Source organism: Halopelagius longus (genome assembly GCF_900100875.1).
In the GTDB taxonomy this organism is placed as follows: Archaea; Halobacteriota; Halobacteria; order Halobacteriales; family Haloferacaceae; genus Halopelagius; species Halopelagius longus.
The window spans coordinates 143,596-164,062 of the sequence record NZ_FNKQ01000001.1; the positions used below are offsets into that span (position 1 = coordinate 143,596).

The 20,467-nt window shown below is 67.8% G+C and carries 21 protein-coding genes; 5 read left to right on the plus strand and 16 right to left on the minus strand.

Annotated elements, in window-relative coordinates:
- Positions 1-39: 39 nt before the first annotated feature.
- Complete coding sequence (truA, locus tag BLS11_RS00680) at positions 40-858, minus strand: tRNA pseudouridine(38-40) synthase TruA (protein ID WP_092531491.1); 819 nt, start codon at positions 856-858, stop codon at positions 40-42.
- Positions 859-1,034: 176 nt separating this feature from the next.
- Between truA and BLS11_RS00685 the strand changes: the two genes are divergently transcribed.
- On the plus strand, positions 1,035-2,489 hold the full coding sequence (locus BLS11_RS00685) for a sulfatase (RefSeq protein ID WP_092531493.1): 1,455 nt from the start codon (positions 1,035-1,037) through the stop codon (positions 2,487-2,489).
- A gap of 16 nt (positions 2,490-2,505) precedes the next feature.
- Here BLS11_RS00685 and BLS11_RS00690 read toward each other — a convergent pair whose 3' ends face one another.
- The 10 genes from BLS11_RS00690 to BLS11_RS00730 form a co-directional block, all read right to left on the minus strand.
- Positions 2,506-3,933 carry a sulfatase family protein gene (locus tag BLS11_RS00690; protein ID WP_092531495.1) on the minus strand — a complete coding sequence of 476 codons (1,428 nt, stop codon included), beginning with the start codon at positions 3,931-3,933 and terminating at the stop codon, positions 2,506-2,508.
- 60 nt (positions 3,934-3,993) lie between these two features.
- On the minus strand, positions 3,994-5,289 hold the full coding sequence (gene hisS / locus BLS11_RS00695; protein ID WP_092531497.1) for a histidine--tRNA ligase: 1,296 nt from the start codon (positions 5,287-5,289) through the stop codon (positions 3,994-3,996).
- Positions 5,290-5,373: 84 nt separating this feature from the next.
- Positions 5,374-6,606, minus strand: a complete 1,233-nt coding sequence (locus BLS11_RS00700) for an outer membrane protein assembly factor BamB family protein (RefSeq protein WP_092531499.1) — start codon at positions 6,604-6,606, stop codon at positions 5,374-5,376.
- A gap of 79 nt (positions 6,607-6,685) precedes the next feature.
- Positions 6,686-6,859 (minus strand): glycine zipper domain-containing protein, encoded by a 174-nt coding sequence (locus BLS11_RS19210; protein ID WP_175454339.1) that lies wholly within the window; start codon positions 6,857-6,859, stop codon positions 6,686-6,688.
- Between the two features lie 90 nt (positions 6,860-6,949).
- Positions 6,950-7,879: an EamA family transporter gene (locus BLS11_RS00705; protein ID WP_092531501.1), complete on the minus strand. Its 930-nt coding sequence runs from the start codon at positions 7,877-7,879 to the stop codon at positions 6,950-6,952.
- A gap of 55 nt (positions 7,880-7,934) precedes the next feature.
- Entirely contained in the window at positions 7,935-8,525 is a 591-nt protein-coding gene (locus BLS11_RS00710; protein ID WP_092531503.1) for a DUF7411 family protein, read from the minus strand.
- Between the two features lie 7 nt (positions 8,526-8,532).
- Positions 8,533-8,895: a DNA-binding protein gene (locus tag BLS11_RS00715; protein WP_092531505.1), complete on the minus strand. Its 363-nt coding sequence runs from the start codon at positions 8,893-8,895 to the stop codon at positions 8,533-8,535.
- Between the two features lie 105 nt (positions 8,896-9,000).
- Positions 9,001-9,456, minus strand: coding sequence for a 30S ribosomal protein S19e (locus tag BLS11_RS00720; protein ID WP_092531507.1), 456 nt, complete (start codon positions 9,454-9,456; stop codon positions 9,001-9,003).
- 146 nt (positions 9,457-9,602) lie between these two features.
- A complete protein-coding gene (locus BLS11_RS00725) occupies positions 9,603-9,875 on the minus strand; it encodes a HalOD1 output domain-containing protein (RefSeq protein WP_092531509.1) in 273 nt (90 codons plus the stop codon).
- Positions 9,876-10,058: 183 nt separating this feature from the next.
- Complete coding sequence (locus tag BLS11_RS00730; protein WP_092531511.1) at positions 10,059-11,096, minus strand: lysylphosphatidylglycerol synthase transmembrane domain-containing protein; 1,038 nt, start codon at positions 11,094-11,096, stop codon at positions 10,059-10,061.
- Positions 11,097-11,257: 161 nt separating this feature from the next.
- On the opposite strand from BLS11_RS00730, the gene thiL reads away from it, so the two are divergent.
- Positions 11,258-12,139 carry a thiamine-phosphate kinase gene (thiL, locus tag BLS11_RS00735; protein WP_092531513.1) on the plus strand — a complete coding sequence of 294 codons (882 nt, stop codon included), beginning with the start codon at positions 11,258-11,260 and terminating at the stop codon, positions 12,137-12,139.
- A gap of 33 nt (positions 12,140-12,172) precedes the next feature.
- Here thiL and BLS11_RS00740 read toward each other — a convergent pair whose 3' ends face one another.
- The 3 genes from BLS11_RS00740 to BLS11_RS00750 all read right to left on the minus strand — a co-directional run bounded on the left by BLS11_RS00740 (position 12,173) and on the right by BLS11_RS00750 (position 14,867).
- Positions 12,173-13,312: a site-2 protease family protein gene (locus BLS11_RS00740; RefSeq protein ID WP_092531515.1), complete on the minus strand. Its 1,140-nt coding sequence runs from the start codon at positions 13,310-13,312 to the stop codon at positions 12,173-12,175.
- Between the two features lie 167 nt (positions 13,313-13,479).
- Positions 13,480-13,743 (minus strand): DUF7123 family protein, encoded by a 264-nt coding sequence (locus tag BLS11_RS00745; protein ID WP_092531517.1) that lies wholly within the window; start codon positions 13,741-13,743, stop codon positions 13,480-13,482.
- A gap of 311 nt (positions 13,744-14,054) precedes the next feature.
- Positions 14,055-14,867 (minus strand): molybdopterin synthase, encoded by an 813-nt coding sequence (locus BLS11_RS00750; protein ID WP_092531519.1) that lies wholly within the window; start codon positions 14,865-14,867, stop codon positions 14,055-14,057.
- A gap of 166 nt (positions 14,868-15,033) precedes the next feature.
- Between BLS11_RS00750 and pyrH the strand changes: the two genes are divergently transcribed.
- Both pyrH and lysS read left to right on the plus strand, forming a co-directional pair.
- Positions 15,034-15,753: a UMP kinase gene (gene pyrH, locus BLS11_RS00755; protein WP_092531521.1), complete on the plus strand. Its 720-nt coding sequence runs from the start codon at positions 15,034-15,036 to the stop codon at positions 15,751-15,753.
- The gene (gene lysS / locus BLS11_RS00760; RefSeq protein ID WP_092531523.1) at positions 15,754-17,415 is read left to right on the plus strand and encodes a lysine--tRNA ligase; all 1,662 of its coding nucleotides are present in this window, start codon (positions 15,754-15,756) and stop codon (positions 17,413-17,415) included.
- Between the two features lie 9 nt (positions 17,416-17,424).
- On the opposite strand, the gene BLS11_RS00765 is transcribed toward lysS, so the two are convergent.
- Positions 17,425-17,967, minus strand: a complete 543-nt coding sequence (locus BLS11_RS00765) for an LURP-one-related family protein (protein WP_092531525.1) — start codon at positions 17,965-17,967, stop codon at positions 17,425-17,427.
- Between the two features lie 113 nt (positions 17,968-18,080).
- Here BLS11_RS00765 and BLS11_RS00770 point away from each other — a divergent pair, with 113 nt between their 5' ends.
- Positions 18,081-19,889 (plus strand): site-2 protease family protein, encoded by a 1,809-nt coding sequence (locus BLS11_RS00770; RefSeq protein ID WP_092531527.1) that lies wholly within the window; start codon positions 18,081-18,083, stop codon positions 19,887-19,889.
- 1 nt (position 19,890) lies between these two features.
- On the opposite strand, the gene BLS11_RS00775 is transcribed toward BLS11_RS00770, so the two are convergent.
- A complete protein-coding gene (locus BLS11_RS00775; protein WP_092531529.1) occupies positions 19,891-20,415 on the minus strand; it encodes a PadR family transcriptional regulator in 525 nt (174 codons plus the stop codon).
- Positions 20,416-20,467: the final 52 nt, after the last annotated feature.

The following is a 20,467-nucleotide window of genomic DNA, read 5'->3' on the forward strand; positions in this document are numbered from 1 at the left end:
GTCGTCGTTGCTATGATACTTGTGTTCGGCTCGTGAGGGCTACCGAGATTTCGTACCTTCGACGCCCTCGCGGATGCGCCCGGCGACGCGCGCCCGCACGAGGCCGTCGCGTCGCCGTCGTCCGAACACCTCGGCGGCACTCGCCGCCGCGTCGGCGTCCCGTTCGAACGTCAACTCGGGGTACGCCGCCTCGACGAGGACGAGGGGTTCCGGCGGCGCGGGCGGGACTCCGTCCGGCCCCTCGACGCTCTCGGGGCCGAGGAGGCGGTCCACGTCCGAGAGAGCGAGGTCACCGCCTCCGACGCCGCGGACGACGGAGACGAGTCTGCGGACGAGTTCGCGGGCGAACCCGCCCGCCGTCGCCCGGACGACGAGGAAGTCGCCGTCGCGTTCGACCGAAAGCGAGAGGTCCCGAACCGTCCCCGTCTCGTCCGGCGTGAGGTTGTGGAAGTCGCGTTCGCCCGAGAGGGCGTCCGCCGCGGCGCGCGCACCCTCGTCGTCGATATCGGGCGCGTAGAGGTCGTAGACGTACGACCTTCGGACGGCGTCGTGGGTCGCGTGGAAGCCGTCGGGGGCGTCGGCGGCCGCCCACGCCCTGACGCTTCCGGGAAGTCGACTGTTCAGCGCCCGCGGCGAACACCACTCGGGGCAGTCGAACGCCACCGTCTGCGCGAGTGCGGAGACGCCCGCGTCGGTCCGTCCGGCGGCGGCGTACCCCGGCGGCACCGTCTCCTCGTCGTCGGTGACGCCGAGGCCGGAGAGCGCCGAGAGCAGGGCGTTCTCGACGGTCGGAACCGAGGGCTGCCGCTGGAAGCCGTGGAACGGCCGGCCGTCGTAAGCGAGGCGAAACGCGCGCACGTCCGGTGATGGCCGCTCTCCGGACTTATCGCCGACGGTTCTCGCCGCGGGCGGTATATACAGCCCGAAAGCCAAAATCCGAGGGCCGTAACCTCACGACTGTCAATGTCTACCGAGTTGCGTCTCGGCCCCGGCGGCGCGCCCAACGCCGCCGACCCGACGGAGGTGCGTCGGCGATGACCGGGCCGAACGTCGTCCTCGCCGTCCTCGACACGGTTCGGGGGCGGGATACGGTACCCGCGTCGTCCTCGCCGATGCCGACGCTCGCTCACCTCGCGGCGTCGGGAACCGAGTTCGCGAACGCGTTCTCCGCCGCGCCGTGGACGCTCCCCTCGCACGCGTCGATGTTCACCGGGACCTACCCCTCCCGGCACGGGGCGCACGGCGGACACACCTACCTCGGCGATTCGCTCCGAACGCTCGCGGCGGCGTTCCGCGACGCGGGGTACGAGACGGTCGGCGTCTCGAACAACACGTGGGTGACCGCGGAGTTCGGGTTCGACCGCGGTTTCGAGACGCTTCGGAAGGGCTGGCAGTACATCCAGTCGGAGACGGACCTCGGCACCGTCACGCGGGCGGAGCATCCGATGGCGAAACTGCGCGCCGCCGGAGACAGACTGTTCGAGGGGAACCCGCTGGTCAACGCGGCGAACCTCGTCTACGACGAACTCGCACCCGGCGACGGCGCGAAGCGAACGACGGCGTGGCTCGAATCGTGGCTTCGACGGCGCGAGGAGTCGCCGTTCTTCCTGTTTCTCAACTTCATCGAACCGCACGCGGAGTACCGGCCGCCGCGGGAGTACGCCGAACCGTACCTCCCGTCCGGGACGACGTACGAGGAGGCGATGTCGCTCCGGCAGGACCCGAGAGCGTACGACGTGGGCGAGTACTCCCTGACCGACCGCGAGTTCGACGCCCTCGAAGCGCTCTATCGGGGGTCTCTGGCCTACCTCGACGCCCAACTCGCCCGCATCCGCGAGACGCTCGCCGCCGCGGGCGAGTGGGAGGACACGGTGTTCGTCGCCGTCGGCGACCACGGCGAGAACGTCGGCGACCACGGCTTCTTCGGCCACCAGTACAACCTCCGCGACACCCTGTTGCACGTCCCCTTGGTGTTCCGCGGCGGCCCGTTCGACGGCGGCGGCCGCCGGGACGAACTCGTCCAGACGCTCGATTTGGCCCCCACGCTCCTCGACGCGGCGGGCGTCGAGGACCCGGAACTCCGGCGGCAGTCGCAGGGCCGGTCGCTCCACCCCGACGCCGAGGCGTCGCCGCGGCGCGCCGTCTTCGCCGAGTACCTCGCCCCGCAACCGTCGCCGGAGTCCTTACGCGAGCGGTTCGGCGAGATTCCGGACCGGATTCGGGCGTTCGACCGGTCTCTCCGGGCGATTCGGACCCGGGAGGAGAAGTACGTCCGCGGGTCCGACGGCTCCGAGCGATACCGCCGCGTCGGCGGCGCGGGCGACGCCTCGGCGGCGCGGAACCGCGCGGCGGAGAACCGAGAGCGGACGAGACTCCTCTCGGACCGCCTCGACCAGTGGTTGGACTCCTTCGAACACGCCGAGGCGGGCGGCGAGGTGTCGATGACCGACTCGACGCGCGAACGACTCTCCGACCTCGGCTACCTCTGAGTCGCCGGACGCCGCGTCACGCGAACGTCTTCGGAACCCACCCCGCGAGTGGGTCGTCCACCTCCTCCATCCGCTCGACCAGTCGGTCCTGCATCTCCCGGCGCACGTCCGCGTAGTGGGGGTGCTCGACGAGGTTTCGCAGTTCGTTCGGGTCCTCCCGCAGGTCGTACAGTTCGTTCGTGTCCGGGCCGTTGTAGACGAACTTGTAGCGGTCGGTGCGGACCATCCGCTGGGAGTAGAGGCCGAACTCGTCGCCGTGGTACTGCGCGTACGCCGAGTCGGGCCGCGCCGCGGGGCGGTCACCCGAGAGGAGGGGACCGAGACTCCGCGCGTGGATTCCGTCGGGGACGTCGGCGTCGGCCCACTCGAGGAACGTCGGCATCAGGTCGTGGAGGCCGACGAACGCGTCGGACTCCGGCACCGTCTCCTCGGTCGGGTCGCGGACGATGAGCGGGACTCGGTACGTCTGCTCGTACATCAGTGGCCCTTTGTTGAACTGGCGGTGCGACCCGGTGAAGTCGCCGTGGTCGGCGGCGTGGACGACTATCGTCTCCTCGTCCAACCCTGCCTCCGAGAGGGCGTCGAGTATCCGCCCGACTTGGTCGTCGATGAACGTCACGAAGCCGAAGTACTTCGCGACGAGTTCGGCCCACGTCTCCCAGTCGAACTCCTCGACGCCGCGGTACCGGCGGTACTGGTCGTGCACCCGCGGTTTCCCGTCGAACGTCTCGGCGTACGTCGGCCACGGGTCGATGTCGTCGGGGTCGTACATCGACGCGTACGGTTCCGGAATCACGTACGGGTGGTGGGGGCCGAGGAAGTCCGTCCGGTGGAAGAAGGGGGCGTCGTCGCCCTCCGCCCGTCGCTCTATCGCGTCCACGGTGAGGTCCGCGAGGAAGTACGTCCGCGTCGCCTCCGGCGGGAGCGACGTGGTGCCGCTTACGAGCATCTCCTCGCCGCCGAACTCGGCGTACACCCGGTCCGTTATCTCCTCGTCGTCTACGTCGAACGATTCGCGGTAGCGGCGGTAGCGGTCGTCTAAGTTGTCGTGGTGGTCGTCGCTCCCGCCGAAGTACTCGAAGCCGAACGACTCGGGGCCGCGGGACTGTCCGACGTGCCACTTGCCGACGTAGCCGTTCTCGTAGCCCGCGTCGGCGAGCAACTCGCCGAACGTCGGCAGGTCCTCGGGGAGGTCCTTCCGAATCGCGTCGGCCTCGTGGCTGTTGTTCAGCATGCCGTGGGCGTGGGGGTACAACCCCGTCAGAACGGACGCGCGGGCGCTCGTACAGATGCTCGTCGGCGTGTACGCGCGGTCGAACCACGTCCCCGACTCGCGGAGTCGGTCGATGTTGGGCGTCTCGACCGGCAGTCCGTCGGGGGCGACGAGGTCCGCCCGCTCTTGGTCGGTGAAGAGAAACAGGACGTTTGGCCTCGTGTCCGTCATCGTAGAGAGGCGACTGCGGCCGACAGTAGGTCTGACGGCCAGTCGTCTCCCCCTGTTCGGTTACTCGTAGTCCTCGTACGTCGGCGCGTCGTCGTCGCCGGGGAACTCCTCGACGGGGACGGTGGTCTGGTCGCCCGACGACATCTCCTTTATCGTCACCTCGCCGTTCTCTAAGTCCTGTTCGCCGACGATGACGACGGTTTCGGCGTTGATGGAGTCGGCGTACCCCATCTGCGCGCCGAAACTCCGGCCGGAGACGTCCGTCTCGACGACGTTCCCCGCCGCGCGGAGTTCGCGGACGATGTCGGCGGCGACTTCGCGGGTGTCGCCGATCTGGAGGACGTAGTAGTCCGTCGAGAGTTCCTCGTCGGGCCAGACACCCGCGCGTTGACAGAGCAGTTGCAGGGTCGCGTCGCCGAGTGCGACGCCGACGGCGGGCGTCGGTTGACCGCCGAAGGACTCTATCAGGTCGTCGTACCGGCCGCCGCCGAACGCCGCCCGCGACACGTCGCCGGTGGAGTCGAAGCACTCGAAGACGACGCCCGTGTAGTAATCGAGGCCGCGGGCCGTCGTCAGGGACACCTCGCAGTACTCGCCCGCGCCGAAGTCTTCCGCCGCGGAGAGGACCGCCCGCAGGTTCTCCACCGCCGACTCCACGTCGTCGCCGCCGAACTCCGCGATGGCGTCCAAGTCGCCGGTCGCGATGAGGTCGTCGAACTTCTGGGCGTCGTCGTACGAGAGGCCGGCGTCCGAGAGCAGACCGAGGTACTCCTCCTCCTCGACTTTCGCGCGCTTGTCCACGGCGCGGATGGCGTCGCGGGTGTCCACCTCGCCCTCGAAGGCGTCGAGGAGGCCGCCGAGGATGTCGCGGTGGGAGACGCGGAACTCGAAGTCGTCGGCCTCCAGACCGAGGGAGGTCAGCGCGTCTGCGGCGAACGCGAGCACTTCGGCGTCCGCCTCCGGCGCTTCGGAGCCGAAGACGTCCACGTTCGTCTGGTAGAACTCGCGGAAGCGACCCTGCTGGACCTGCTCGAAGCGCCAGAACGGCCGCGTCGAGTACCACTTGATGGGCTTCGACAGTTCCTGCTGTTTGGCGACGACCATCCGGGCGACGGTGGGCGTCAACTCCGGCGTCAGAGACACCTCGCGGCCGCCCTTGTCCTCGAAGGCGTACAACTCTTCGACTATCTCCTCGCCGCTCTTGTCGACGTACATCTGCGTCCGTTCGAGCGTCGGCGTCCCGATTTCGCGGAACCCGTAGCGCGCGGCGGCGTCTTCCACCGTGTCGAACACCTGCCGCCGGGCGGACATCTCCTCGGGGTAGAAATCCCGAAAGCCCTTGAGTCGGTCGTACATGTGCCGCGATTCGCGGGTGTCGCGCTTGAAACTGTTGAACGCGGACGCGCCGCCGTTCGAATCCGCGCGGACGGCGGACGCTCCTCAGTCGCCGTCGATTTCGAACCGCGCGGCCCCCCACCGCGTCGAGACGTACAACCCGTCGCTCCGTATCGCCGCGCCGTTCATCGTGACGTGGTCGGGTAGCCACCCGCACCGGTTGTCGTACCGACTCTCGGAGGCCCGAAATCTCCGTACGCAGGTCCCCGCGTCGGTCACGCCGTACACGTATCCGATTTGGTCCGCGACGTACGCTTCGACGGACGCCTCGTCGGCGCGGGCGGTTCGGTCGGACTCGGTTCGATCGGCCGCGGGGCGCAGACCGGCGATGCCGCCGACGGGCGCCTCCGCGCCGAACCGCCACCGTTCCTCGCCGTCGTCGAGGCGGTACGACGCCGCGTTCCCGTCGCCGTCGCCGAGGAAGAGGCGGCCGTCCGTCGCGTCGAGCGCCGTCGGCGTCCCCGGCGTCGATGCCGTCCACGCCGCCTCGCCGGTCTCCGCGTCGAGAGCGACGACCGATCCGTCGTCCGCGACGACGGCGCGGTCCCCGGACTCGACGACCGGTTGCCGGACGCCGGTGGCGCGGGAGACGACCCAGCGTTCGGACCCGTCCCCGGGGTCCAGACCGTACACCGTCCCCGACTCCGTGGCGACGACGAGGGTTCCCGCGACCGCCGCGGGGTCCGAGAAGGTCGGTCGGTCTATCGGCGCGGTCCAACGAACCTCGCCGTCGGTCGCCCCGAGAGCTACGACGCGGTGGTCGTAGTCCGCGTCGTCGGAGGGGTCCGGATTCGCGGTGGCGGCCGTCGAGACGGGGACGAAGACGGTGCCGTCGGCGACTGCGGGGCGCGCCCACGCGCCGCCGCCGATGGTGTCCTCCTCGCTCCCGTCCCACACCCACCGCGTGTCGCCGGTCACCCGGTCGAACGCGTGGACCGTCTCGTTCCCGGTTCCGGCGTAGACCGTCTCTCCGGCGACGGCCGGCCGACCCCACCCCGAACCGGTCGTCGTCCGCGCCCACGCCGCCTCGCCGTCCCACGGTTGCAGGGCCGCGAGGCGGGTGGGTCCGTCGAACCCCGTTATCCCGAACCGTTCGCCGAGGAAGAGGGCGTTCGGTCCGAAGGCGGGCGTCGTCCAGTCCTCGCCGTCGTGTTCCCACGTGGGGTCTTTTCGCGACGGACAGGTCCCGGGGAGGCGGCGGCCCGAGAGGACGAAGCCCGCGCCGCCGAGTGCGGCGGCACCGCCGACTGCGCGGATGAACGTGCGTCTGGAGGGCATCGGCTCGGATTCGTTCTGAACGGGTGATAAGTCTTCTCGACGGGACGAACCGCGCTACCGTTCGGGACGATTCCGTCGGTCACTCCCGCTTCGGCCATCCGGCTCCGAACGCGGGTCCCAGAGCCAGCCCGACGGCGATTCCGATCGCCAGATCGTCCATCGCGACGCCGATCGCGACCCCGACGGCGAGACCGACCGCCATACCCTTCCCCATCGCGTCTCGACCGTCGCTCTCCGCTACTTTCTCCGACATTGCTAGTCGTTCGTCGTGTCCGGCGATAAACCCACTCTCCCGGACGTGGGAGCTGTCGCCGCCGTTCGTCGGCGAGAACGCGACGGGTCCTCAGAAGGGAAGCGCGGCCACCACGTCGCCGATAGAGCGGAAGTCGCCGCCGACGGCGATGAGCGAGACGCCCGCAACCGCGAGTACCGCCGCGACGAGTCGGATGCCGAAGTGACGCTCGTGCAGGAGGACGCCGCCGAGAATCACGGCGACGATGGCTTGGGTGTTGACGATGGGCGAGGCGACGCTCGCGGGGACGAGTGCGAACGCCGTGGAGGTGACGTGTTCGCCGAGGGCGACGACTGCGCCCGCGGCGGCGAACTTCGGAAGCGCGCCGCGAACGCTCGTCCACCGGCGGAGGGCGACGGGGAGGACGGCCAGTCCCGCCGCGGCGAAGAGGACGGGAACCCAGGCGGCCGTCGGGATGGCCAGTTCCTGCAGCGCGAAGCGTTTTCCCACGTCGCTCGCGGCGTAACAGGCGGCGCTCGCGAGGGCGAGTTGCGCGGGGCGGGAGTGGACGGCCCGCCGGAGGGGGTCAGAGAGCGCGCCGCCGCGGTAGTTGGCGACGTAGACGGCCAGCGTCGCCACGAGGACGCCCGTGATTTGGAGGGGGCCGAGGAACTGGTTCAGGAGGACGACTTCGATGGGGAGGACGAAGACGGGCGCGAGTTTGTTGATGGGCGCGACGTAGGAGACGTCGCCCTCCGCGAGTGCGTCCACGAAGAGGACGAAGGCGATGCCGACGAGTGCGCCGGTTCCGACGACGACGGCGACGCCGTAGAGGCCCAACTCGCCGAGACTCGGCAACGCCCGCGCGTTCGTCTGCGTCGCGGTGACGGGCAGGTACCAGAGGATGGCGAAGGCGTTGACGACGACGGTGACGACGGCCCCCGGGTAGCCGCCGAAGTACTGCTTCAGAAGGAAGATGTACGTCCCCCAAACGACGGCGGCGACGAGAGAGTAGACGATACCGGGTTCGAGAGCGACCATTACGAGGCCGGTGACAGCCTCGGGGTAAGAGTCGTTCGGCTTTCGTTTCGAACCGTCACTTCAGCCCGCGGACGTACGTCTGTTCGTGGTCCGGAAACACCGCCGAGACGCTCTGTGACCCGTGTCGGTCCGTGAGTAGCGCGCGGAGCTCGCCCTCGTAGTCGGCTTTGGGGATGCGCTCCGAGGGCCCCGACTCCACGTCGAGCGTCTCGTCGACGAGTCTATCGACGGCGTGGCGGCCGAAGCCGACGAGCGGAGAGAGGTAATCGACGTCGTGTCTGTCTTCGAGGCTCTGGGCCTGCGCGCGGGAGACGGTCGGCACCCTATCGTCCCGGCGCGTCCCGTCGGCGACGGCGGTCACGTCCAACTCGGCCACCCGTTCGAGGGCGTGTTCGTGGACGCGCTGGATGCCGTTTCGCGGGTAGCCGTCTTCGACCATCAGGTCGGCGGCGTCCTCGGCCACCTCGCGGTCCAACTCCACGGTGTCGAAGTCGTACCCGAGCCTGTCGGCGGCGTCGCGGGCGTGCTTCCAGTCGTCGGTGACCCCGAACCGACCGGTGACGAGCGTCACGTCGTAGAAAGAATCGAGCAGTAGAGCGGCGAGCGTCGAGTCCTTCCCGCCGCTGTAGAGGAGCGCTAAATCCACGTTCGCGTCAGCGCCGACGGATGTTGAAGCTCTTCGACTCCGGCTGAAGCTCCTTGAGTAGGCTCTTCATCTGGTCCTCGTCGATGCGGTCCTGCAGGCGACCGCTCTGTGCCAAGGCGGTCACCTGCTTTTTGACCTTCTCGGCGAACTCCGGCTTGGACATCTCGACGGCGTTGAGTCGCTGCCGAGCGCCGTCGGTGAGGTGCTGTTTGAGGAGCGCGTCCTGCTGCGCCTCGGCGCGTTCGCGCGCCGCCTCCTGTGCGGCTTCGTCTCGGCCGCCGCCCTGCTGTCCGGCCTTGTCCTGCAGTTCCTGCATCTTCTGCTCTCGCAGCTTCTGCAGCCGTTCGTCCTCGTCGGGGTTTCCGCTCATATCGTACGATTCCGTCGCGTATCTGAAAACGATTTCGGACATTCGACAGGCGGCGCAACGCCGCGGCTCGGAGGGAGATGCAGAAAGCAGAATTCGACGGCCGGCTCAGGCGTAGCGTTCGAGTTCCGGGCGGTCGAGCGACTCGAAGACGTCGGCGGCGGCGTTGTCGAGGAAGCTACGGCCCTCGTCGGTGATGACGCGGCCGCGACCCTTGGCGGTGTTCACCAGGTCCTCCTCCTCTAACTGCTGGAGGATGGTTCGGATGACCTTCTTGCTGCCCGTGTCGGAGTGCTTGCCGGAGACGCGGTAGCGGGTGGAACCGCTCTTGCGGCCGCCGTACTCCGTCGAGAGTCGGTCGATGCCGACCGGACCGTCGGTGGCGACCTTGCGGAGGAGCGACGCGGCGCGGACGTACCAGAAGTCGTCCTGTTGCGGCGGGAGTTCCCGCGTCTGCCCCGTCTTGACGAAGGCCATCCACTCGGGTTCCTCGATGCGCTCTTCGAGTCGTTCGGCGACGTCCTCGATGAGGGCGTCCGCCGGAACGTCATAGATGGTTACCATGGGTACTCGTTCCGGACGGCGTCGTTTAAAGCCATCGTATTCGGGCGGTACGCGACCGATGCGGCCCCTCGCCCGGACGCGCCGACAGACGATTCGAGGCGGCCGTTCAGCGCCGCGGCGACGCCGACGCGTCGCGGCGTCCCCGCCTACTCCGCCTTCGCGAACGTCGCGTTTCCGTTCTGTTCGACGGCGATGCGGTACCCCTCGTAGTGAAACTGAACCCGCATCCGGGCCTCCGGCGACGGGGGGTTCGAGAAGAGATGGTCGAGGACGCCGTCCACGCAGTCGTACGCGGTCGTCAACTCGGTCGGGTGGACACCCTCCAAGTCGGCGACGGCTTTGACGACTTCCACGCCCGCATCCTCCGCGTCCGTGTCGAGTCGTCGCCGTGTCCCGTCGCTGTCAGACAAATTATCCATTTCGCATATATGTACCCAATCCACGCACATAGGCGTGGTTGCCGCGCGTTCTCCAACGGTGCGTGTGCTGGTACGTCGGCGGTCGAAAATCGCCCATCGAGGCTCGTAGGCGCGCGTCTGTGCGAGGGTACCGTCGGCTACGGTACTACTGCTACGGTCTGCTGATACGGTACGTTCGTTCCGCTACGCCCCATTCGCGCGGGCGCTCACCCACCCCATCACGGTGCCGCCGATGAGGATGGGTATCCAGTACACCGCGCCGCGGAAGATGACGACGGCGGCGACGGCGACGGAGTTCGTGACGGCCGCGAGGGGGGCCGCAAGCAGGAGGAGGACGAGGACGCTCTCGATGCCGCCCGCTCCGCCCGGAAGCGGCGTCACGCCCGCTATCGCGCCGATGGGGACGACGAACAGGGCGATAGACAGCGGGATACTGACCCCGATGGCCCGAAACGAGAGCCAGAGGCCGAGCATCTGGAAGGACCACCCGACGGCGGACATCCCGAGCGCGAGCGCCAACCCGCGCGGGTTCGTCGCGACGCGCTCGATGGCGCGGAAGAAGCCGTTGATGCGCTTCTCGATCCCCTCCCTCGTCGGGGTGGTGATGCGCGGGATGCGCTCCGTGACCCACTGGATGCGCGGGGTCAGACTACTGACGATTCGCGCCTCCAGTCCGTACCGTCGCTGCCACGCGAGGTAGCCGATGGTGGGGACGGTCACCGCGAGGGCGACGACGGCGACGATGGCCAACGCGAGGTCGCGGTTCGTCCCGAGGGTGACCTCCGTCGCGTAGTAGATAGCCCCCATGAGGGCGATGGTGATGGAGGGGACGAAGTTGAGCGTGTCGACGCTCGCGATGGCCGCGAGACTCGTCTCGTACTCCGCCTCTGCGGTGCGGGTGATGAGGTAGGCGGTGACCGGTTCGCCGCCCGCCTGCCCGAACGGGGTGATGTTGTTCGAGAACATCGCGCCCGTGAAGACGAAGAACGACTTCGCGAACGACATGTCGACGCCGAGGACGCCCAACACCGTCCGAAGCGCCACGCTCCACGCCGCCAACCAACCGAGCGTGGTGGCGACGACGAGTGCGACGTAGGCGGGGTCGGCCCGTTGGAGGGTGCCGACGAGGTCGTCGATCCCGGCGAAGTAAAACAGCACCGCGAACACCGCGAACGCGCCCAAAAATCCCAGTACGGTGGCGCGGAGATTCTCGCGGGCCATACCCCGACCGTCGGCCGTCCGCGGCATCAACCCATCGAAAGTGACCGACGGCCGCCGGGTGCGGCGACTCCCGAAGTCGAACCGACCCGCCGGCGACGACTGGGCGGCGCGGGCCGACGGAACGTGGTGGTTTTTTCGCCGTCGGGACGCGAACCGTGGGCATGGACGAACGAACGGCGCTCCGGACGCTCGCGGCGGAACTGCCCGGCGCGGGCGACGACGCCGCCGTCGTCGGCGCGCAGGTGGTGACGACGGACATGCTCCACGACTCCACCGACTTCCCGGCGGGGACGACGCGGTACACCGCCGGGTGGCGCGCCGTCGGCGCGTCGCTCTCGGACGTGGCGGCCATGGGCGCGGACGCCACGGCGGCGGTTGCGGCCTACGGCGCGCCCACACTCGACGAGGACGAACTCCGCGCGTTCGTCGGCGGCGCGCGCGACGTCTGCGAGTCCGTCGGCGCGGAGTACGTCGGCGGCGACTTGGACACCCACGACGAGTTCACCGTCGCGACGACGGCCATCGGCGACTCCGAGGACCCGGTTCTCCGTTCGGGGGCGTCGCCGGGTGAAGTCGTCTGCGTCACCGGCGCTCTCGGGCGAAGCGCCGCCGGACTCCGCGCCTTCGAGGCGGGGGACGTCGAACGCGGAAACGACCTCTTTCGGTTCCCGCCGCGGGTCGCCTCGGGCGTCGCACTCGCGCCGTACGCGACGGCGATGATGGATTCGAGCGACGGACTCGCGCGTTCGCTCCACCAACTCGCGGAGGCGTCCGACTGCGGGTTCGCCGTCTCGTGGGACAGTCTCCCCGTTCACGACGCCGTCGCCGACTACGCCGCGGGCGACGGCGACGAGAGGGAGATGGCGGCGTACTTCGGCGAGGACTTCGAACTCGTGTTCACCGTCCCCGAGTCGGACCTCGCCGCGGTTCGGGCGGCGGTTCCCGTCTCGGTCACCGTCGTCGGCGACGTGACGGACGACGCTGTCGTCGCGGACGGCGACCCCGTCCCCGACGAGGGCTACACGCACGCGTCGGACGAGTGAGAGTAGTGGAGTAGGCGGCGGAACTGCGCCCCTTCAGACGGTCATCACTTCGATGGGCACGAGGAGGAAACAGAGCGCTCCGAGCGCGAACGTGACGATGCCCAGCGCCATCCGGGCCGGACCGATCGGCGAGTCGTCGATGGGGTCGGCGGGGCCTTTGAACGCGATAGCCGCCGATATCAGCCCCCAGAACGCCCACAGACCGACCGACTCGCTGAGGCTGTTGCCGAGGACGTAGTGGAGGTACGCCGCGAGGCCGAACAGCACGAGGGGGACGAACGCCGCGATGCGTTCCTGCGCCTCGCCGACCATCGCGCGGACGATGTGGCCGCCGTCCAGTTGACCGACGGGCAGGAGGTTCAACACGGTGAAGAACATCCCGACCCACCCGCCGATGATGACCGGGTGGACGGTGACGGTCGGGTCGGCGTACTCGGTCGGTCGCCCGAGTATCGTCGCGATGATGTTCAAGAGCGGCGGATTGTTGAAGACGATGACCTCGCTGCCCTCCTGTACCGCCCACGACGGGACGGTCATCGGCGGGAGCGAGAGGCCGACTGCGGTGACGATAATCGTCGCGACCAGACCGGCCAACGGGCCGGCGACGCCGATGTCGAAGAGCGCCTTCCGGTCGGGCATCTGCCCGCGCATCTGGATTATCGCCCCGAGCGTCCCGAACGGGAAGACGAACGGGATGAGGTACGGAAGCGAGATGTCGACGCCGTGGTACCGCCCGACGACGTAGTGTCCGAGTTCGTGAGTCGCCAACACGCCGAGGATGGCGGCGGTGAACGGCCACGCCCGGAGGACGACGAGGGGGTTCGCCGTCACCTCCGAGAAGGGGATGTAGTACCACGTCAACGCGCCCACGAACATCGTCGAGACGACGGTGGCGAGAAGGAGGCTGAGGTTCTTCCACGGCACGCCGTCGACGCCCTCGGAAACCGGTCGGGCGACGACCACGTCCTCCCTGCCGGAGTCAGTCGAGGTGACCTGCACTTCGTATCCGGCGCGTCTGAACGCCGGCCACACCTCGCGGACGAGCATTCGCTCCGGGACGCGCGATTCGCCGTAGTAGAGGATTCGGCCACCGTCCCGGCGCGTCTCGTGGAGGTGAAACACCGACTGAAGGGCCTCGACCGGCGGGTCCTCCGCCGAATCGACGGATTCCATCGCTACGCAGGTAGGTCGCACGTCAGTATAAATCCCGTGACAGCGGGTATCGTGACCGCTCCGTCGTCGGCGGGCGGGGGAGGCCCCGCCGACGCGGGCGGCCGGAACGGCGGCAGAAGTCGCGGGGACCACTCGGGCGGCGGTCGTTCAGCGACGAACGCGCCCGCTCAAGCTTGGTTCGGCTCGATGCGCCACGTAGTCGCACTCGTGTACGACCACTTCTCGATGGTCAGCTCCGTCGCGGATTCGCGGAGCTTGACCATCAGGGCGCCGATTTCCTTCGGGGAGAGACCGACCTCGTCCGCGATGAACTTCGACTTGAAGTACAGCTCGCCGTCCTGCGCCTTCTCGACGAGGTACTGCTTCAGACGGTCTTCTTTCGAGACGTTCTCGCTTGCGGACTCGGTGGAGGGGTTTGCGGTTGCGCTCATCTGTGTGACCTCATTACCTCCATGCTTCCGGGACAGTATATAAAGAAAGGAACGTTAGGGGGAATTCGACCGCTTTCACCCGTAAATAGCGAAAAACGCTCGTTTCACGACGGTTCAAGGAACCGTTAGATGTTTTAGAAACGGATCTGAGGGATCAGTTCTCAGGTATAAGCAATGAAAAAATACGGTCCGTGAAGAGGATAATATTGCCGACTACTGGGTGTTAAGCAGGTGTTTGTTGCTGGTTTTGTCTCCGTTCAGCAGTGGACGAGACTCTCCGTCAGACGCGCGACAGACGCGTACGCGGGCGGTTACGGCCGGTCGTGCACCCAGAAGTCGTCCTCGACGGTGGTCTCTTTCTTGAACAGCGGAACTTCGTCCTTCAATCGATCGATTCCGTCCTCCACCGCGCGGAACGCCTCCCTGCGGTGTCCGGCGAGGACGACGACGAAGACGATGTCGTCGCCGTCCTCGACGACGCCCGTTCGGTGGAACGTGAGGACCTCCTCGACGCCCTCTCGGTCCGCTAGCTCCGATTCGATGGTCGCCATTCGCTCCTCGGCGACGCCGTCGTACTTCTCGAACTCCAACCGGACGGTCCGGGCGTCGTCCTCCTCGTCCTTCGCGCGGACGCGCCCGGTGAACGTGGCGATAGCGCCGGCGTACTCCGCACGCGGCGACGCCTTCGCCCGTTCGACGAGGCGTTCGAGGGTGACGTGCGGTTCGCCCGTCTCCGCGAGTTCGGCGACGGCGTCGAGTTCGACCGACTCGGCGTCCTCGGCTTCGAGTTCCGCCTCGGCCGCCGGCGCCCCGCCGAGGGCCACCGTCGGCACGTCGGCGTCGGGGAAGCCCGACAGAAGCGCGTAGTCGTACCTCGCGGCCAACTCGTCGAGAACGTCGCCGAGCGTCTTCCCTTCGCCCGCGGCGACCCACGACCCGTCCGGCCCGAGTCCGTAGGCGGCGTCGGCGGCCGAGGCGGACTCCAGCGACGGCACCGAGTCCGTCGCGTCCGCGCCCGACACGTCCGAGAGCGATTCGACCGTCGCAACGCGTCCGTCGAGCAGGGGTGCGACTCGCTCGCACAGTTCCGTCGCCCCCGACCCGACGACTCCGAGCAGGTGCATACCCGAAACGGCGGTCTGCGACGGGCTTTAGTGTTTGCTCCGCGGGTCCGTCTCCGGGGAGAGCGCCTCGCTCCGCGATAGGTCGGTCGGGAGACGGGTGAGTCGCGGCGTCAGTCCGTCGCGGACTTGATAACCCTTAAGACCGGTTCGTGGCAACGACGGGGCAATGAGAGTCGTTATTTCTATCGGCGGGAGCGTCCTCGCGCCGGAACTCGACGCGAGACGCGTCGAGGGGCACGCGTCCGTCGTCGAGAACCTCGCCCGCGAGGGCTGTGAGATCGGTGCCGTCGTCGGCGGCGGCGGCGTCGCGCGCGACTACATCCACGCGGCGCGGGACCTCGGCGCGAACGAGGTCCAACTCGACCAGATCGGTATCGACGTGACGCGAATCAACGCCCGCCTGCTCATCGCGGCACTCGGCCCGCAGGTGGACCCGAAGGTCGCACACGACTACGAGGAGGCGGGCGACGCCATCCGCCGCGGGGACATCTCCGTCATGGGCGGCATCATGCCCGGACAGACGACGGACGCCGTCGCGGCGGCCCTCGCGGAGTACGTCGACGCCGACCTCCTCGTCTACGGAACCAGCGTCAACGGCGTCTACAGTTCGGACCCGACCGCCGACGACGGCGCGGAGAAGTACGACGAACTCTCCGCGTCGGAACTCGTCGACGTCATCGCGCCGATGAGTCGCGACGCGGGCGCGTCCGCCCCCGTGGACCTTCTTGCGGCCAAACTCATCGAACGCTCGAAGGTCCGCACCATCGTCCTCGACGGGACCGACCCCGAACGAATCGAACGCGCCGTTCTCTCGGGCGACCACGACGGGACGAACATCGTCCCCGAGGGCGTCGGCGACGAACCGAGTTACTGGGCACAGCAGTAGATGACCGACGATACTCCCGAGTCCGAGGAACTCCCGTCCGTCGACGCGGAGAGCGAAGCGACGACGCACCGCGCCTTCTGGGCCGACGAGATAGCCGACCAGATAGCGGCCCGCGACCCGGAGGACCCCATCGTCATCAAAGGCGGCGTCTCGCCGTCCGGCGTCCCCCACCTCGGCCACTTCAACGAGATAATGCGCGGCTACTTCGTCGCGGAGGCACTCCGCGAACGCGGCCACGAGGTTCGACAGGTGTTCACCTCCGACGACAAGGACGCCCTGCGGAAACTGCCGCGGAAACTCGCCGACGACGAGTGGAACGTCGTCGGACTCGGCGACGTGAACGCGGGCGCACTCGGCCAGAACCTCGGGAAGCCCTACACGGACATCCCCGACCCCTTCGGCGAGGTGGATTCGTACGGCGAACACTTCACAAACCTCCTCGAAGAGAGCGCCGACCTCATCGGCGTCCCCATCGAGATGGTGTCGAACACCGAACTGTACGAGAACGGCGACTTCGACCCCGTCGTCCGCCGCGTCCTCGAACGCGCCGACGAGGCGCGCGAGGTGCTGAGCCAGTATCAGGACAAGGTGGACGACGAGTACGTCCCGTTCATGGCCCAGTGCGAGGAGTGCGGCACCCTGACGCAGACGATAACGAGCGTGGACCTCGACTCGGAGACGGTCGAGTACGTCTGCGACGGCATCGACGCCGGCGACCGACACATCGAGGGGTGCGGCCACGAGGGTACCGCCACCTTCCGCGAGGGCAAACTGCCGTGGCGCTTCGAGTGGCCCGGCCAGTGGCAGGTTCTCGGCGTCGATTTCGAACCGTTCGGCAAGGACCACGCCGAGGGGTCGTGGCCCTCCGGCGACGACATCGCGCGCAACGTCCTCGGCATCGAACCGCCGGTGCCGATGGTGTACGAGTGGTTCACGCTCAACGGCGACCCCCTCTCCTCTTCGGAGGGGAACATCGTCACCGTCGACGAGATTCTCGAACTCCTCGAACCGGAGGTGCTCCGGTACTTCTTCGTCCGCAACCCGAAGAAGGCCAAGGACTTCGACATCTCCCGACTCGACCAACTGGTCGACGAGTTCGACCGCTTCGAGCGCATCTACTTCGGCGAGGAAGACGACGAGAACCTCGACGCTCTCGCCGACCGGGCGTACCCGTTCGTCGTGGACGAAGTGCGCGAGGAACGCGTCCGACTCCCCTACACGTTCGCGGCCGTCCTCGGGATGACCGACGACAGGGACCTCCGAATCCGGATGGCGACGAACGAGGGCTACTTCGACGAGGACACCCCCGAGTGGGCGGTCGAGGAGGCACTCGAACGGGTCGAACGCGCACACGCGTGGGCGCAACGCCTCGACAACCAGTACAACTACCGCCTGCAGGCCGACCTGCCGGACGTGGCGTTCGACGCGGACGTCGAAGAGGCCCTCGAGGACTTGGCGGCGTTCGTCGAGGAGGGTCACGACGGCGGGGAGATACAGGGCGAGATATACGAGGCGGCGAAGCGACACGACGTGGACGTCGGCGAGTTCTTCGAGGCGGGCTACCGCCTGTTCTTCGACCAGACGCAGGGACCGCGTCTCGGCGAGTTCCTCGGCGAACTCGACCGGGATTTGGTCGTGAAGCGGTTGCGCAGAGAGGCCTGACCTCTCCCTTCAGTTCTCCTCTATCGCGTCGACGACCACCGCGCCGACGACGACGAGTCGCGGGTCTACCGCCGTCGTGTCCGCGATGTCTATCCGGTACTTGTCCCGGAACGAGAACGACTCGTGAATCGAGCCTAACGACTCGCCCGAGGGCCCCTCCACGTTGTAGGTGAACGGGAGGAACGTCGTCACGTTCCGGCGGAGGATGGCCTTCAGAACGCTGTCCTCTCGGATGTACGCCACCGTCTCCCCGTCCGGGCCGAGGAGGGCGTACTCGTGTTTCGCAAACGAGATGGCGCTTCGCTTCACCGACCCGATTCGCTCGCCCGTCTGCGAGTCCACGATGTCGTAGGCGGCCGCGATGTCGAGGACGCTGTCGGCTCTCACGCGGAAGCGTTCCTCGCCGGTGTCGGCGTCGGTAAAGCGGAAGTCCTCCTTCAGGCGGAGTTTCTTCTTCTTCGATTCGAGAATCGGCTCGCCGTCCTCGTAGACGCGGTACTTCGTGCTGATTCCGAACTTCTGTCTGACCTCGTACTGTCTCCCGTCGAACATTCCTGTCGAGTACTCCTCCGCCCCATCATATACTCCTTGGGACGGGGGCGGTTCCGACCCGGCCGCTCCGACAATCCGAACGTCTTTCACCGGCGCGTACTTCCCTTCCTCTGATGAACACGCTACTGTGGGTTCTCGTCGGCCTGCTGGCGTACTCGTTCGCCGCTTTCTTCCTCCGACGACGCGGTCTCCTGCCTTCCTCGGTCCGCGTACAGGGTCCGTTCACCACGATACACACGAAACGCGGTCGCGACCTCATCGACTGGATTGCGACGCCCAAGCGGTTCTGGCGGGCGTGGAGCAACATCGGCGTCGGCGCGGCCCTCGTCATCATGTTCGGGATGTTCTTCTTCCTGTTGGCGCAGGGCATCCTCATCCTCCGGAACCCGCCCGCGCCCTCCGCGGTCAACCAACCGCAGAACTTCCTCGTCATCCCCGGCGTCAACGACTTCCTGCCGCTTTCGGTCGCCCCGGAGATCATCTTCGGCCTCCTCGTCGGACTCGTCGTCCACGAGGGCGGTCACGGCATCCTCTGTCGCGTCGAGGACATCGACATCGAGTCGATGGGGGTGTTCCTCTTTACGGTGTTACCCCTCGGCGCGTTCGTCGAACCCGACGAGGAGAGCCAACGAAACGCCGACAGGGGCGGCCGAACCCGGATGTTCGCCGCGGGCGTGACGAACAACTTCGCCGTCACCATCGTCGCGTTCGCCCTGCTTTTCGGCCCGGTCATCGCCTCCATCGGCGTCGCGCCCGGGATGGCCGTCGCCGGGGCGTACGACGGGTCGCCGGCGGCCGCGGGCGGCATCTCGCAGGGCGACCGAATCACCGCCGTGGCGGGAACGCCCGTGAGCAACGAGAGTTCGCTCGACAGCGCGCTTCTGAACTCCGACGCGCGGTCGATTCAGGTGGAACTGAACGGCGGGGAGAGCGCCGCCGACCGCGAGACGCGGACCGTCACCGTCGAACGCTCGCTCGTGGTCGCGGGCACCGTCGCCGGTAACCCCGCGAACCTCTCTCTGGGCGGCGAGCCCATCCGGGTGCAGGCCGTCAACGGGACGCCGGTGTACACCCAGCGCGGCTTCTCCGAGGCGGTCGGTCAGGACCGATTCGCCGAGTTGACCACCTCCCGCGGGACGGTGACGATACCCGTCGGCGCGTACGTCACGTCCGTCGCCGCGAACGGCCCCGTCGCCGACGCCGGGGTGCCCGACGCGCCGTTCGTCGTCACCGCCGTGAACGGGACGCGCGTCACCTCGTCGACGGAGCTCGGAAACGTCTTAGACGACATCCAGCCGGGTCAGACGGTGTCCGTCGAGGTGTACAAGGGCGGGTCCTTCGAAACCTACGACGTGACGCTCGGGGAGAACCCCCGCGACGGCGGCGGCTTCCTCGGCGTGAACCTGTTCGGGACGAGCGGACTCCTCCTGACGGACTTCGGCGTCCAGTCGTACCCGGCGGGGACGTACGTCTCGCTTCTCGGCGGCGACGGCGGCCCCGACGCCGCGTCGCTGTCGGGCGGCATCGCGGACTCGCCGCTCGGCGCGGTGTACGTCTCGCTCATCCTGCCGCTGGCGTCGCTCGTCCTCGGCATCCCGAACTTCCCGGGCTTCACGCAGAACGTCTACAACTTCTACGCGGTGAGCGGCCCGTTCGGGTTCCTCGGAACCGGGGTGTTCCTCCTCGCGAACGTCTGCTTCTGGACGGCGTGGATAAACCTCCAGCTCGGCATGTTCAACTGCATCCCCGGCTATCCGCTCGACGGCGGCCGCATCCTGCGGACGAGCGCGGAAGCCGTCGTCGCCCGACTGCCGGTGGAGGAGCCGTACCCCCTCGTCAGAACCATCACCACGAGCGTCGGCGTGACGATGCTGCTGTCGCTTCTGGTGCTCATCTTCGGGCCGACGGTCCTCGGCGGGTAGGCTACTCGTCGCCTTCCTCGACGCCCTCGCGGTCGTAGAACTCCTCGGGCGTGGCGTCGATTCGCTCGAACTCGCCGAAGTCGCGTTCGTGGTGGCGAATCAACTGCTCGATTATCCAGGAACTGAACGTCTCGTCGTAGCGCCACCCGTCCTCGGGGGGTTCTAACTCGAACCGGTCGTCGGTCGCGAACCCGACGTAGACGTGGTAGAACCCGAGGATGATGTCGGCGAACTCGCGGGCTTTCCCGCCCGCCTCGCGGCGTTTCTCCGCGAGTTCCTCCTCGCCCGTCTCGGTGAGTTCGAAGTACTTGCGGTCGGACTCCTCCTCGCGTTCGACCCGCTTGGCCCAGCCTTTCTCCTCGAACTTGTAGAGGATGGGGTAGACGGACCCGTACGACGGTTCCCAGTGACCGCCGCTTATCTCCGTGATCTCCTTGAGTATCTCGTACCCGTACCGCGGTTTCTCTTCCAGCAGTTCCAGCACTAAGTACGAGATGAGGCCTTTCGGCGGGCCGCTTTTCCGCATCGGAAGTTGTTTCCGACTATCCGGGTGAAAGGGTTTCGGTCCGGACAGTTTC